Source organism: Yoonia sp. SWMV100 (genome assembly GCF_056108365.1).
Genome location: NZ_JBWBAQ010000002.1, coordinates 68,949 through 83,271, shown reverse-complemented (window position 1 = coordinate 83,271; position 14,323 = coordinate 68,949). Strand labels below are relative to the sequence as shown.

14 protein-coding genes are annotated in these 14,323 nt (G+C 55.9%); 8 read left to right on the top strand and 6 right to left on the bottom strand.

The window, feature by feature from the left end:
* Positions 1-31 precede the first annotated feature (31 nt).
* The 6 genes from bamA to lpxB all read left to right on the top strand — a co-directional run bounded on the left by bamA (position 32) and on the right by lpxB (position 6,200).
* Positions 32-2,338 carry an outer membrane protein assembly factor BamA gene (bamA, locus tag ACXJGX_RS00410; protein WP_474778163.1) on the top strand — a complete coding sequence of 769 codons (2,307 nt, stop codon included), beginning with the start codon at positions 32-34 and terminating at the stop codon, positions 2,336-2,338.
* Positions 2,338-2,859 (top strand): OmpH/Skp family outer membrane protein, encoded by a 522-nt coding sequence (locus tag ACXJGX_RS00405; protein WP_474778162.1) that lies wholly within the window; start codon positions 2,338-2,340, stop codon positions 2,857-2,859. The genes bamA and ACXJGX_RS00405 overlap by 1 nt, the downstream gene beginning before the upstream one ends.
* Before the next feature lie 83 nt (positions 2,860-2,942).
* Positions 2,943-3,407, top strand: coding sequence for a 3-hydroxyacyl-ACP dehydratase FabZ (fabZ, locus tag ACXJGX_RS00400; protein ID WP_474778161.1), 465 nt, complete (start codon positions 2,943-2,945; stop codon positions 3,405-3,407).
* Positions 3,404-4,186, top strand: a complete 783-nt coding sequence (lpxA, locus tag ACXJGX_RS00395) for an acyl-ACP--UDP-N-acetylglucosamine O-acyltransferase (protein ID WP_474778160.1) — start codon at positions 3,404-3,406, stop codon at positions 4,184-4,186. Before fabZ ends, lpxA begins: the two co-directional genes overlap by 4 nt.
* Positions 4,186-5,088, top strand: a complete 903-nt coding sequence (locus tag ACXJGX_RS00390) for an LpxI family protein (protein WP_474778159.1) — start codon at positions 4,186-4,188, stop codon at positions 5,086-5,088. Before lpxA ends, ACXJGX_RS00390 begins: the two co-directional genes overlap by 1 nt.
* A complete protein-coding gene (lpxB, locus tag ACXJGX_RS00385) occupies positions 5,085-6,200 on the top strand; it encodes a lipid-A-disaccharide synthase (protein WP_474778158.1) in 1,116 nt (371 codons plus the stop codon). The genes ACXJGX_RS00390 and lpxB overlap by 4 nt, the downstream gene beginning before the upstream one ends.
* 48 nt (positions 6,201-6,248) lie before the next feature.
* Here lpxB and ACXJGX_RS00380 read toward each other — a convergent pair whose 3' ends face one another.
* The 5 genes from ACXJGX_RS00380 to guaA form a co-directional block, all read right to left on the bottom strand.
* A complete protein-coding gene (locus ACXJGX_RS00380) occupies positions 6,249-7,307 on the bottom strand; it encodes an OmpP1/FadL family transporter (RefSeq protein WP_474778157.1) in 1,059 nt (352 codons plus the stop codon).
* Between the two features lie 131 nt (positions 7,308-7,438).
* Entirely contained in the window at positions 7,439-8,329 is an 891-nt protein-coding gene (locus ACXJGX_RS00375; RefSeq protein WP_474778156.1) for a DMT family transporter, read from the bottom strand.
* Positions 8,330-8,367: 38 nt separating this feature from the next.
* Positions 8,368-8,880: a YdcF family protein gene (locus ACXJGX_RS00370; RefSeq protein ID WP_474778155.1), complete on the bottom strand. Its 513-nt coding sequence runs from the start codon at positions 8,878-8,880 to the stop codon at positions 8,368-8,370.
* Between the two features lie 137 nt (positions 8,881-9,017).
* Positions 9,018-9,314 (bottom strand): putative quinol monooxygenase, encoded by a 297-nt coding sequence (locus tag ACXJGX_RS00365; RefSeq protein WP_474778154.1) that lies wholly within the window; start codon positions 9,312-9,314, stop codon positions 9,018-9,020.
* Positions 9,305-10,864 (bottom strand): glutamine-hydrolyzing GMP synthase, encoded by a 1,560-nt coding sequence (gene guaA, locus ACXJGX_RS00360; protein ID WP_474778153.1) that lies wholly within the window; start codon positions 10,862-10,864, stop codon positions 9,305-9,307. The genes ACXJGX_RS00365 and guaA overlap by 10 nt, the downstream gene beginning before the upstream one ends.
* 217 nt (positions 10,865-11,081) lie before the next feature.
* Here guaA and ACXJGX_RS00355 point away from each other — a divergent pair, with 217 nt between their 5' ends.
* Positions 11,082-12,632, top strand: a complete 1,551-nt coding sequence (locus tag ACXJGX_RS00355) for a trimethylamine methyltransferase family protein (protein ID WP_474778152.1) — start codon at positions 11,082-11,084, stop codon at positions 12,630-12,632.
* Here ACXJGX_RS00355 and ACXJGX_RS00350 read toward each other — a convergent pair.
* Entirely contained in the window at positions 12,629-12,940 is a 312-nt protein-coding gene (locus tag ACXJGX_RS00350; protein ID WP_474778151.1) for a DUF6477 family protein, read from the bottom strand. The two genes, ACXJGX_RS00355 and ACXJGX_RS00350, sit on opposite strands and share 4 nt — an antisense overlap.
* Before the next feature lie 299 nt (positions 12,941-13,239).
* On the opposite strand from ACXJGX_RS00350, the gene ACXJGX_RS00345 reads away from it, so the two are divergent.
* Positions 13,240-14,304, top strand: coding sequence for a DUF6456 domain-containing protein (locus tag ACXJGX_RS00345; protein ID WP_474778150.1), 1,065 nt, complete (start codon positions 13,240-13,242; stop codon positions 14,302-14,304).
* Positions 14,305-14,323 lie beyond the last annotated feature (19 nt).

The following is a 14,323-nucleotide window of genomic DNA, read 5'->3' as shown; positions in this document are numbered from 1 at the left end:
CGAGTGGCATGTGAAAAACAGGCGAATAAAAATGCATAAATTTGTGGGGTGCCTGCGGGCGCAAAGCGTAACAACAGCACGTCATCTAGGGATGGCTGCGAGTTTCGCAATTTTCTCGGCAGGCGCTGTTTCTGCGCAAAGCTATGTTTTCAACGCGGTGACAATTGACGGCAACCAGCGGGTCGCCGACGGCACAATTCTGACGTATGGCGGGCTTGCGCAAGGAACCGCCTATGGGCTGGATGATCTGAACGATGCGGCGCAGAAAATTCGCGCCACTGGCCTGTTTGAAAGTGTTGCCTTGGTTCCGGTTGGCAATAGCCTTTTGATCACCGTCGTCGAATACCCCACCATCAGCCGTATCAACATTGAAGGCAACGATCGCCTGCGCGATGCCGACTTGATGCAGGTGGTGCAATCGCAGCCGCGTCGTGTTTACAATCCGACACAGGCCGAAGCGGATACCGCCGCGCTGACCCAGGCCTATGCAGAGCAGGGGCGCATCAATGCAACGGTCACACCCCGCATTATCCCCCTGAGCGATAACCGGGTCGATCTGGTGTTTGAAGTGACCGAATCTGCGGTGACTGAGATTGAACGAATTTCGTTTTTGGGCAACCGCACCTATTCAGAGTCGCGTTTGCAGCGTGTCCTTGACACCAAGCAGGCCGGTATTTTGCGTGCGTTGATCCGGCGGGACACATATTCGCCTGACCGTGTTGCTGCCGATCGCGAACTGCTGACCGATTTTTACCATTCCCGCGGCTACCCCGACTTTGTAATCCAAAACGTCGATGTGGCGCTCACCCGTGAACGGGATGCCTATCTGGTCACGTATAACCTGCGCGAAGGGCAAAAATTCAACTTTGGGTCCGTTAGCGTGTCGAGTGAAATCGCAGGGCTTGATGCTGCGCCTTATGGCGACGTGATCCGTGTGCGGTCGGGCGCGACCTATTCTCCGGTGCCGATTGAAACCGATATCACACGGATTGAACGGCTTGCGCTACGTCAGGGACAAAACTTTGTACGTGTTGAAACACGCATTAACCGGAACCCGCGTGATCTTACGCTTGATCTTGAATATGTTCTGGTGCCCGGTCCGCGACTTTTTGTCGAGCGGATCGACATCGAAGGCAATGGCACCACGCTTGACCGCGTGATCCGCAACCAGTTTGACGTTGTTGAGGGGGATGCATTCAACGCCCGCGGTATTCAGGAAAGCGCGCGCCGCATTCGCGCGCTGGGGTTCTTTCAAAACGCATCGGTTGAGACGCGTCAGGGGACATCTGAAAATCAAGTCATTGTCGACGTGAACGTGGTGGAAGGTCCGACCGGATCGCTCAGCTTTGGGGCGAATTATAACAGTGACACCGGGCTTGGGCTGGTTGCATCGTATAAGCAGTCAAACTTTCAGGGTCGGGGTCAACGGCTTAACTTTGATCTGTCCACTGCTGAAACCAACCGCCGATTGACGTTCGGGTTCACAGAACCGCAATTGTTGGGCCGCGACCTGCGGTTTTCGTTTGATACGTCCTATGGCACGACCAACAACGAAAATGCGCTGTATGACACGGAAACCTTCCGCATCAGCCCTTCGCTGAGTTTTCCAGTCAGCGAAAACGGACGGTTATCCGTTCTTTATGCGCTCGATTACAGTGATTTGACCGATGTAAGCGCAAGTGCAAGCCAAGTCATTCAGAACGAAGAGGACGAGGGCGCAGTCACTACCCATTCATTGGGCTATGTTTATAGCTTTGATACCCGCCGTACGGGTTTGAACCCGAATGCAGGCGTGCTGTTACGGTTCGGTCAGGAGTTCGGGTTTGGAGATGCGCAGTTCATCAAATCAACGGCACTGGCTGGGGCGGAAGCCAAAGTTCTGAACGAAGAAGTCACTTTGCGCGCAACGTTCGAGAGCGGTTACCTCGACTACCAAGAAGGCAGCAGCCGCGTTACCGACCGCTTTTTTATGGGGAGCAGGGTGATGCGCGGCTTTGAAGCTGGCGGTGTCGGGCCGCGTGATGCCGTGACGGACGATGCGCTGGGTGGCAACGCCTATGCTGTTGTCCGGCTGGAAACCGAATTCCCATTGGGACTGCCCAGCGAATACGGATTATCTGGCGGCGCATTCGTTGACTACGGATCGGTCTGGAATGTTGGCGAAACCTATGGCCAATCCGTGCTTTATGATGATTTCACGCCGCGCGCTGTGGCCGGTCTGTCGGTTTTCTGGACAACCCCCATCGGGCCATTGCGGTTCAACTTTACCGAACCGCTGGATGTGCAAGATCAGGATAATCCCAAATCCTTTGATGTGACCATCTCGACGAGCTTTTGATGATTTTGTGGCGCGCAATTCTGGTTTGGTTGCTGTTGGCACTGCCTGCCGCAGCCCAGGAAGGCGCGCCGCAAATACTGATTATCGACAGCGACCGCATCTTCTTTGAAACGCTGTACGGGCGCAGAATATCGGACGATATGGCCGCTCTCGTTGCACAGTTGCAGACGGAAAATGAACAAATTGTTGCGACGCTGACCGAAGAAGAGCGCAGCCTGACAGTGCGTCGGCCAGCGATGACACCCGAAGCCTTTCGTGCCGAGGCCGATGCGTTTGATGCAAAGGCCCAAGAGGTTCGGCGCGCCCGCGATGCAAAGAATGTTGACCTTCAGAATTCGGCGGCGGAAGAGCGCGCAAAATTCGAAGACCGGGTACAGGGCATCATCGGCAATATTATGATCGAACGCGGTGCCGTATTGGTCATGGAGCAACGCAATGTCGTGATGTCTGTCCGTGCTGCGAATATTACCGATGATGTGATTGTCCGTGTTGACGCCGAATTGGGCGATGGCACACGCTAGCTCTGGCTTGCCCGCGCTGGTTTCCCTTGCTACTCAGGGACAAAGCGGCCTAAAAGCGCCGCGAAAATAAGGAAGACTATCCAATGTCCGAACCCGTCACCGAAGCTGACATTATTCTGATCCAAAAAATCCTGCCACATCGTTACCCGTTCTTGCTGGTGGACAAAGTTCACAGCATCAATGGCACGACATCGGCTGTCGGCGTCAAAAACGTGACAATGAACGAGCCACATTTCCAAGGCCACTTTCCCGGAAATCCGATCATGCCGGGCGTCACCATCGTCGAGGCAATGGCGCAGACAACGGCCGTGATGGTTGGCGCAACGCTTGGCCTGACCGAAGGCAATTTGCTTGTGTATTTTATGGCCATCGATGGATGCAAATTCCGGCGCAAAGTGGTGCCCGGAGATGTGCTGGAAATGCATGTCGAGACGACCAGAGGCAAACCGGGCGGCAAAGTCTGGCGCTTTAAGGGGGTCGCGACAGTCGATGGTGAAATGGCCGCAGAGGCAGAATTCACTGCGATGATGGATTTGCCAAGCGCATGAGCACAATTCACCCCTCAGCCGTGGTTTCCGAAGGCGCCGTGATCGGCGCGGGTTGCGTGATCGGCCCGTTCTGTGTGATCGGGGCCAAGGTGGTGCTTGGCGAACGGGTGACCCTGAAAAGCCATGTGGTGGTTGATGGCGATACGCAGATCGGTGACGATACGGTGATTTTCCCGTTCGCCGTAATTGGTGAAATTCCACAAGATCTGAAGTTCGACGGTGAAGAAACGCGCCTGCGGATCGGTGCCCGCAACCGGATACGCGAACACGTTACAATAAATACAGGCACAGTACAGGGCGGCGGCCTTACCCGTATCGGGGATGATGGATTGTTCATGGCAGGCTGCCATATTGCGCATGACGCACAGGTCGGTAACCGTGTCATTGTGGTGAATTCTTCCGCGGTCGCAGGGCATTGTATCATCGAAGACGACGTGATCATCGGCGGCTTAAGCGGTGTGCATCAATGGGTGCGTATCGGCAAAGGCGCGATTATCGGCGCCGTCACGATGGTGACAAACGATGTGGTGCCGCACGGGCTTGTGCAAGGCCCACGTGGGGTTTTGGATGGGCTTAACCTGGTTGGTTTGAAACGCAAAGGCGTGCCGCGTGCGGATATCACCGCGCTGCGCGCGGCTTTCCAGATGCTCAAAGATGGCGAGGGTACGTTTCAAGATCGCGCGCGTCGCTTGGGCGAGGAAAGCGACAGCGTCTACGTGCAAGAGATGGTTGCCTTTATTTTAGGTGACACAGACCGTAACTTTTTGACGCCGGGCTGATGCTGGCGCTGATTGCAGGCACAGGCGCGCTGCCGCCTGCTTTGGTCGCCCGATTGACTCAGCGCCCGCTGATTTGTTGCTTGCGCGGTTTTGAACCCGCTGTGGCGCCTGATATCAGCTTTCGTATGGAACATTTGGGGAGCTTTCTGGCGACCCTAAAGTTGCGCGGCGTCACAGACATTTGCATGGCAGGGGCCGTGCGCCGGCCGCAGATCGACCCCAGCCAGATTGACAGCGCGACCATGCCATTGGTCCCCAAGGTGCAAGCAGCACTGACCCAAGGCGACGACGGGGCCTTGCGCGTCATAATCGGCATCATGGAGGACGCCGGGTTTAATGTGGTTGCGGCGCATCAAATTGTGCCAGAGTTGCTGCCTGCGTCCGGCGTGCGTACCAAAATGGGGCCAGCATCGCGACACACCCGTGACGCCTTTGCGGGCGAAGGATGCGTCACCGAGATGGGGTTTACGGATACCGGCCAAGCCTGCGTGATCCGTGACGGAAATGTCGTCGTGCGTGAGGATGCGCATGGGACCGACGCGATGCTGCAAAAATTATTTTTACCTTACAATCGTCAATCCATGGCGTTTGATCCGTTGGAATGGGCCATGGATATGGTCGTTGATTTGACCAAAGATGTAAAAAACTGGTTGATTGCCCATCCCCATAAACCGGATACTTCGCTTGGTGGGATCCTTTTCAAGGCGCCCAAACCCACCCAGGACCGGCGCGCTGATTTACCTTTGATCGGGCCACACACGGCGATGGCCGCCGCAGAGGCGGGGCTTGATGGAATCGTGATCGAGGCGGGTGGGGTGATGGTGTTGGATCTTCCTGCGGTCAGGCGGATTTTGGACGCGCAAGGGATGTTTCTATGGGTGCGACCGCGGGGCGGGCTATGAAGGTATTTGTTATCGCTGGCGAGGCATCGGGCGATAAACTGGGGGCTGCCATGATGGCGGGCCTGAAACAGCTGCGGCCAGATGTTCGTTTTGACGGGGTGGGTGGCCCGTTGATGCAGGCCGAAGGTTTGGTCAGCCGGTTTCCTATGGACGAGCTTAGCGTCATGGGACTGGCCGAGATTTTACCAAAATACCGCGCTCTCAAGGCGCGTATCCGCGAAATGGCTGCTGCCGTTATCGCAACAAATCCTGATGTATTGATCACCATCGACAGTCCTGATTTTTGTCTGCGGGTGGCAAGATTGGTGAAGGCCTCCAGTGATATTCGCACCGTCCACTACGTCGCGCCGACAGTCTGGGCGTGGCGTCCTGGTCGCGCCGCAAAAATGGCGCATCACATTGATCACGTCCTTGCGCTGTTTCCTTTTGAACCCCCGTATATGCAAGCTGCAGGGATGGACTGTGATTTTGTCGGGCACCCGGTGGTGGCTGAACCTGTCGCAACCCAAGCTGACGCTGATGCGATGGGCGCGGGCACAGTTGTGCTGGTCTTACCCGGCAGCCGCAAAGGCGAAGTCGGGCGGTTAGCGGACCGCTTTTATGCGGCGGCGAAACGGGTTGCTGACCGGTTACATGATGCAAAGTTTGTGATCCCCACAACCGATGGGGTTTACGACCTTGTGCGTGAAAAGACCGCCCATTGGGATATTCCGGTTACGATCCTTCCACCCGGATCACCCGATAAGGCGGCGTGGTTCAAACGGGCGGACGTCGCGTTGGCGGCGTCTGGGACGGTGTCGCTTGAGCTGGCGGCGAATGGCACGCCAATGGTGATCGCTTATGATATGTCACCGCTTAGCCGATTTATCATCAGTCGGATGCTGCTGGTCGATACAGTGACATTGGTGAATTTGGTCAGTGATATGCGTGTGGTGCCAGAGTTTATCGGTAAAAATTGTGAACCCGGCCCGATTGCTGACGCGGTAATGGCGGTGCTGGCAGCGCCTGACGCGCAGAACGCGGCGATAGCGCTCACGATGGCGCGGCTGGGGCAGGGCGGCGAAGCCCCCGGATTGCGCGCCGCAAAAGCGGTTTTGGCGCGGCTGAAATGAAAAAGCCCCGCCATATGGACGGGGCTTTGTATCTTTGCAGGCTGAAGATCAGTAGTTGTAGGACACCTTCAGACCAAGTGCGACAGCACTATTGTCTTCGAACGTCGCAAAACTTGTTGTTGCGTCGCCGATCATAACATAGCGCACACCACCGGAGAGCTTGACGCCGTTGTCCATCGTATAGGCACCGCCCACCGAAAGGCTCGTGTTGCCATCAGTTGGTGAAAGGTTGCTTGCTTGACCGCCGTTTGCTTTTTCGTGACCAATCGAAACAGATCCGGAAAAAGCGTCAGAGAAACGGCGTCCGACACCCAAGTTGTAAGTGAATACATCATCGGTATAGCCGACAATTGGGTTGCTAGGGTAACCAAAGCTATCAATTTGTGTTTTTGACCATTCAACCCAGCGTACCGAACCGAACAAAAGGGTGTCAGCGGCGATACCGGTTTGGAAATCCAGATTAACACTTTGCGGAATTTCATATTTCGTGTCCCGGACATCCGCACCGCCCAGATTGGTCGCATGTGAGAAATCCATCGCCGAAGTATACGTCAGTGCGACGCGCAGCGCGATATCGGGGCGTTCATATGCACCACCAATGACATAGGCCAACTGCGTGTCGTCGTCATAAGCGGCGTCGTATGCCGAGCTTGTAACGACATAGGCATCTGCGCCGATTGTTACCGCACGTAAGCCGCCGTGGACGCTGATGTTTTCATCGAGCTTGTAGCGGCCCAGTAGCGTAACGCCAGTACTGCGGAATTCAGCATGTGAAGTCGCGATCGGATAGCCTGCTTCTGTTTCGTCATAATCGACGTTTGCACCATACGGTTGATCCAAAATCAACGCATAGGACACTTTGTCATTTACGTCATTCTTGAATGCGGCGCCAACCTGTCCGTAGTTTACACCAACATTGCCGCTACCGACGCCTAATCCGGTGACTTCACCACTGACGTCTGGCATCACGTAACCTAAACTCAGTTCCATGTAGCTGCCGTCTTCAAAAAGCGCACCAACGCTCTGCCCAGATCGATCCAGCCCACCGGCGCTCGCGATGCTTGTGGTCAGCAGCAGTGCTGCGCCAGCTGATAATGTGTTTTTCATGTCCTCATCCCTGTCATGAATCTCCTCGTGGTTTGACCGTAAGGAGTGTGTGACCTTTGCGTCAATTCTTGACGCTGCGTCATCGCCCAACTGAGGGCTTGCCGTCTCAAAATTGCAATAAACTAAACGGTCTAGTTGTTTTTGGCGGCGAATGAGGCAGGCTGCCGTGCGGTCTGTCCGTAGCTGATGTTCAGGTAATTCGCGGCGAAAATTAATGCGGCGCCCACAAAAACAATCAAATGCACGGGTTCGTTGAACAGCAACATCCCGGCAATAGAAATGACAGGTAAGCGGACAAAGTCGATTGGCATCACGATACTGGCCGGGGCCAGGCTTAGGGCTTTGGTCAGGCAGAAGTGCGCGCCTAAACCCGCGAAACCGATCAGGATGATTAATGGCAAAGTGATGCGAGATGGCACCGCGATGTCGCCGTCGATGCCTGCACAGATCAGACCGAAAATTGCTTGCATGACGGTAAGATAGAACATGATCGTCAGGATCGGGTCGTTTTGCGTCAATTTTCGGGTAAAGATAGCTGTGAGCGCAAAGAAGATGGCGCAGGTTGCGCCCGCGACGAAACCCACGTTTAGCTCTGCTGCGCCGGGCTGCGCCACGATGATAACACCCGTGAACCCCATGACCGCGCAGATCATACCGATCGGTGTCAGCCGTTCACGCAAAACCAAGGGCGACAGCAGGATAACCCAGATGGGGGTTGTGAATTCAAGCGCGAACACCTGCGCCAGAGGGATCGTCGCGATTGCCACAAACCACAGGTTTTGCCCGATAAAGTGAAACAGGTTACGCGTCAGGTGCATCCGTACGTGCCGGGTTTTGAACTGCTGTGTTTGCCCTGAAACGACGGCAATCGACAGCACGATCACCACACCGGTCAGGCTGCGAAACAACATGATTTCAAAGGTATCCAGTTCAAAGCTCACGGCGCGCCCGGCGAGTGCCATGCACGTAAATGCTGCGATGGCGCCGACCATCCATATTCCGGCTTTGACGATATTGTTCATGCGCACAGTTGTGCTTTTTGGTGTGTGATATGCAAGACCTATTCCAACAGGTCAGGGTGCTTGTGGCCGGTTCCGGACCAAAGCAAGGCGCGGCCAAGGTTGAACCAAATTGCCACTGCTTCGCGTCCGATCATTCTTGGATTGATCAATCCTGCGTCGGTGCGGCGAAAACGTGCGCTATGCACGGCCTGTACATCTTGCATACCCATCCACCAGAAGCTGGCGACAGCCCTTGGAAGGTGAAACGCTTCGGTGACCAGTATAATCCGGCGGTGATTTTCTAAATATGGACGAGAGAACAAAGCGTTTTGTAGGGTCGAAAGCGATTGCGTTTCAACAGTGATCGCGTCGCTTGGCACCCCGAGCGACATCGCAAGCGCGGCCATTTCGTCACCCGCGCTTGGCCCGCCCATCACAGCGCGTCCACCCGTGAAATGTATGTGTGACGCTGCGCCATTACGATAAAGACCAACGCCGGTTTCCACGCGGGCAATACTGGGGGCGTGGAGCGTGCCGTCATGGTCCATACCTGCACCAAGTACGACAATCACATCGCCTTTGGCTTGTGGTTGCTGGTGCAGGATTGCATATGCGCAGATGCTGAATGCGGTCAGAAAAAGGGTGATCGCGCAGAAAACCACAAGGCCAACAACAGGTCGCAGTGCCGTCCTATTTGTCGTTTTGCGCGTCAGAGCGTTTCCTTGCGGAAATTGCGCACCACTCCGGCGCTGGCAGGACCCCATGCGCGTTTGGCGCCGTTTGATTGATGCGCATCAAACGCAGTGGCGTCAACGAACAGTTCGCTGACGTGAAACAGTTCGGGCGTTTCGGCGTCCTGGGTTACGTCAAAATGAAGACAGCCGGGTTCGGCACGGGTCAGACGCATGTGTTCCTCTAACAAAGGAATGAGCGCTTCGTGTTGGGTCACGGGAATGGTGATCGTTCCCAATAGCCGCACATTACCCGGCCTGCCGGTTATTCCCATTCGATCGTCCCCGGAGGCTTTGACGTGATGTCATAAGTTACACGGTTAATACCTTGGATTTCATTGATAATCCGCGTTGCGGTTTCCCCAAGAAATTCATGGGTGAAAGGGTAGTAATCCGCGGTCATCCCATCGACTGATGTGACTGCGCGCAGCGCACAGGCGAAATCATAGGTGCGGCCATCACCCATCACACCAACGGTGCGCACAGGAAGGATTGCGACAAAGGCCTGCCAGATTTCATCATAAAGCCCGTGTTTGCGGATCTGGTCGATATAGACCGCGTCGGCCTTGCGTAGGATTTCAAGCTTTTCACGGGTGATTTCGCCGGGGCAGCGGATAGCAAGGCCGGGACCGGGGAACGGGTGACGCCCGATAAAGCTGGGCGGCAAACCAAGTTCGACGCCCAAGGCGCGCACTTCGTCCTTGAACAGTTCGCGCAGCGGTTCAACGAGTTTCAAACCCATTTTCTCTGGCAGGCCGCCCACGTTGTGGTGGCTTTTGATCGTCACCGAAGGTCCGCCGGAAAACGACACCGATTCAATGACATCTGGATAGAGCGTGCCTTGCGCCAGGAACTCTGCACCGTCGATTTCATTGGCGTATTTCTGGAAAACGTCGATGAACAGGCGGCCGATAATCTTGCGTTTGGTTTCCGGATCAGACACGCCGTCCAATTCGCCCAGAAACAATTCTGTTTCATCGGCATGGATCACCTTGAGGTTCATATGGTCGCGGAACATGGTCACGACTTCTTCGGCCTCGTTCAGGCGCAGCAACCCGTGGTCAACGAAAACACACGTCAGCTGATCGCCAATCGCTTCGTGGAGCAAGGCCGCAGCGACAGAGCTGTCGACGCCACCCGACAGCGCGCAGATCACGTTCTTGTCGCCGACTTGTTCTTTGATCGCTGCGATCGCTTGTTCGCGGTATGCGCCCATGGTCCAGTCACCGCTAAATCCCGCGATGCGCACAAAATTTTCATACAGCTTAGCGCCGTTCGGGGTGTGGTGGACTTCGGGGTGGAATTGCACCGCGTAAAAGTTACGCAAGACATCGGCTGTCACCGCAAACGGGGCGTTTGGCGATGTGCCGTAAACTTCGAATCCGGGGGCGATTTCGGAAACATGATCGCCGTGGCTCATCCAGACTTGTTCTTTATCGGTCAGAAACCACCCATCAAGCAGTGGCAGTGACCCTTTGGGGGTCACATAGGCGCGGCCAAATTCAGCGGTGCCGTGCCCGCCGATGACTTTGCCGCCCAGTTGCGTCATCATCGTTTGCTGGCCGTAACAGATGCCCAGCACCGGAATGCCGAGGTCAAACAGCGACTGCGGCGCGCGCGGTGATCCCTCGCGGGTCACACTGTCGGGGCCGCCGGACAGGATGACCGCCTTGGGCGCAAATTCCACAAGAAATTCGTCAGTGACGCGCTGGTAAGGGTGAATTTCGCAATAGACGCTAAGTTCGCGCAGGCGACGCGCAATCAGCTGCGTGACCTGGCTGCCAAAATCAATGATGAGAAGGCGTTCGTGGGTGCTGTTTTCCATGGCGCTTCGGTAAAGCCAGAGTTGGATTTGTGCAAGAGCGTTGCTTTGGCAAAGGTCGTTTGTCAGCGAAAATACCTGCGGGACGCACCGCCGCTTTGAATTTGTTGGCACGGATCGCTGCCTATGTCGTTTTCGCGCCGGAAAGGGCGCAAAAGTAACAGGGTGTGGGGCCAACGGTCGGTATCAATGGCGCAAGACAGCTTTTAAGGAATAATTCATGTCAGATGCACCAGTCACATCAGGGCGCCGCGCACGTGGCGGTGGCGGCGCTGCCCGCCGGGCCGAACGTACCGCCGTAAGTGTGGAAACCGCAAAGTATATTGAACGCAATATTCCCAATTACGAAGTGCTGACCGAAGACGCATTGAACGTGATCGAGGCAAATGCCGAAACCGTGCTGGCGGAAATTGGCGTGAACTTCGTCGAAAATCCGGCCGCGCTGGACCGGTGGCGCGCTGCGGGTGCACAGGTTGACGGCGAGCGCGTGCGTATTCCGCGCGGGTTGGCGCGCAAGCTGTGTGCGACGGCCCCGGCCACATTCACCCAACATGCCCGCAACCCCGACCGTAATGTTGTGATTGGTGGCAAAAATCTGGTTCTGGCGCCGGTTTATGGCCCGCCGTTTGTGCGCGATGCCGAAGGTGGGCGCCGTTACGCGACGATGGCGGATTTTGAGAAATTCGTGAAACTGGGCTATATGTCTAAGTGGCTACATCACTCGGGCGGGACCGTCTGCGAGCCGACCGATGTACCGGTGAACAAACGTCACCTTGATATGTTGCTGGCCCATATGGTCTATTCCGACAAGCCGTTCATGGGGTCAGTGACCGAACCCAGCCGCGCACAAGATTCCATCGACATGTGCGAAATCCTGTTTGGCAAGGAATTTGTCCAAAACAATACGGTGATGACATCGCTGATCAATATCAACTCTCCGCTGACATTTGATAATACGATGATGGGCGCGCTTGAGGTTTTTGCGGCCAATAATCAGGCGTCGATCATCAGCCCGTTTATTGTCGGTGGTGCCATGGCGCCGGTATCGGTGGCTGGAACGCTGACGCAAGTTTTGGCCGAAGTGTTGGCGGGCGTCGCCTATTCCCAGCTGGTGCGTCCTGGCGCGCCGGTAATTTTCGGGGCGTTTGTCACGTCGATTGACATGAACTCTGGCGCACCAACATTCGGGACACCCGAGGCCGCACATATCACTTATGGCGCGGGTCAGCTGGCCCGCCGTCTGGGGTTGCCTTACCGGTCTGCCGGATCATTCTGCGGGTCGAAATTGCCCGACGCACAGGCGGCCTACGAGACATCAAACAGTTTGCAGATGGGCCTGCTGTCCGGTGTCAACTTTATGTTGCACGCCTGTGGTTGGCTTGAAGGTGGGCTGGTGGCGTCCTTTGAAAAGTTCGTCATGGACGCCGACCAGTTGGGTACGTTGCATCATTTTGCGCGCGGCGTTGATATGTCTGAAAATGGTCAAGCGATGGGCGCCATTGCCGAAGTCGGGCCGGGGGGCCACTATCTGGGCTGCGAACACACGCAATCCAATTTCAAGACGGCATTCTGGCGGTCCGACCTGTTCGATTATAAGCCGTTCGAGACATGGGACGAAGAGGGCGCGCGCGATACGCAGACCCTTGCCAGTGCACGGGTCAAAAAGATGCTGGATACCTACCAGCAACCGACGCTTGATCCTGAAATCGAAGCGCGGCTGCGGGCGTATGTTGCCGAGAAAAAGGCAAGCATGTCCGACGCCTTTGGCTAAGACGGCGCCTGTTCCACAAGACGCAGGCGAGTCGCACGCATCAGCAGTGCCTCGCCTGTGATGGCAATTAACACATCCACATGCCGCCCCAGATTGTATTCACCGGACTGATCCAGTCGCTGGGTGTTCATCTCGGATTCGATACTCAGCAGCTGCATTAACGCGTCCGCTGATCGCGGTAGCGTCTCTACACCCAAAATCCTTTGCAAATGGATTTCGCGGCGATAGTCGTCGAGCCCGAATCTGGCTGCGCGTGCCAGTAAAGTGGGGCGTTTCAGCATTGAAATGCGGGTATCAAGATCGATCATGGCCTGTCCTTTTTAGCGGAAATCTACCAACGCACCTTTGCACAGGGTTTGCGGGTGTTGCGGCGATCCCGTTTGTTAAGAACGCAAGGGTCAGATTTGTTTATCTTTTAGCAAGAATAGTTGACGAGCCAACCAGGGCGTTAACAAATGAGTAACCAGGCAAGAATAGGTTGATTTTTCAGCGTGCTGGTACTGATAGCGATCCTGCGATGGTCTATCGAAACCTTCGGGAAGAGGACGCAAAAATGACTGCACAGCCAGAGCCACCATCCGATCAGCGGCTCCCTAGGTGGGTTCCTATGGCCGCCCGCAATTATCTGGTTCACACGCAAACAGGCCTTTCGATCAGGGCTGTCGCAAGAGCGAGTGATTGCCATCCTTCCACCGTCCTGCGCCAAGTACGCAGGTTTGAGGGACGTCGTGATGATCCGTTGATCGACGCGGCGCTCGACCAGCTTTCGACACAGGTTGCATCCGATCAATTAGCACAACACAAGGGACGCACAAAAATGAACTCAGAACGTAAGTTTGATCGCATCGATCACAAGCAGGAGCTTACGCAGCGACGCATTGATCAGGACGCGAAACGCATTTTGCGGCGGCTGTGTGAACACGGTGCCGTACTTGCCGTGGCGCGCGATATGGAAACAGCTGTGGTTGTTCGCGAAGCGGGCCAAAGTGACCAGTTGCGAACCGCGATTGTCGACCGCGAGATCGCGCAGGCAATGGCATTGAAAGATTGGATTACCTGCCCGTCACCTGACGAACGCATCGCGCGCTATTTTATCACCAACACCGGACGGGCGGCGTTGCGCCGCCTGACCGCCGAAGACGAAAATCGCGCGCATGGCTTGGGGGACCGGCGTGGTGACCCCGAAGCCGAAGCCGCGTGGGATTTGGATGCGATGGACGCTGGATCGCAGCGTAGCCGGCGCTATCACGGTACCGAAAGCCCGTTGGTTGGGCTGGCACGCCGCAAAGATCGCGATGGGAAACCGTTTTTGGACCGGTCGCTTGTGGTTGCCGGCGAACGGCTGCGCGAAGATTTCGAACTGGCGCAAGTCGGGCAACCCGTCATCGAAAGCTGGGACGCATTTATGCAAGAACCCGTACTCGCAGAACCGGCGCAAGCCTGCGGAGCGTTGGCCGCGCGATATCGGCTGCGGATGGCACTGACAGAACTGGGGCTCGGGCTGGGTGATATTGTGCTACGGTGTTGTTGTTTTCTTGAAGGGCTGGAGCAGACCGAAAAAACCATGGGTTGGTCCGCGCGCTCCGGCAAAATTGTGCTGCGTATCGGGCTCGAGCGGCTAAAAAACCATTATGGCCAGCACGGCGGAAAGTTCGGGCCGTTGATCGGCTGATGAAGGTTTTGCATGTCGG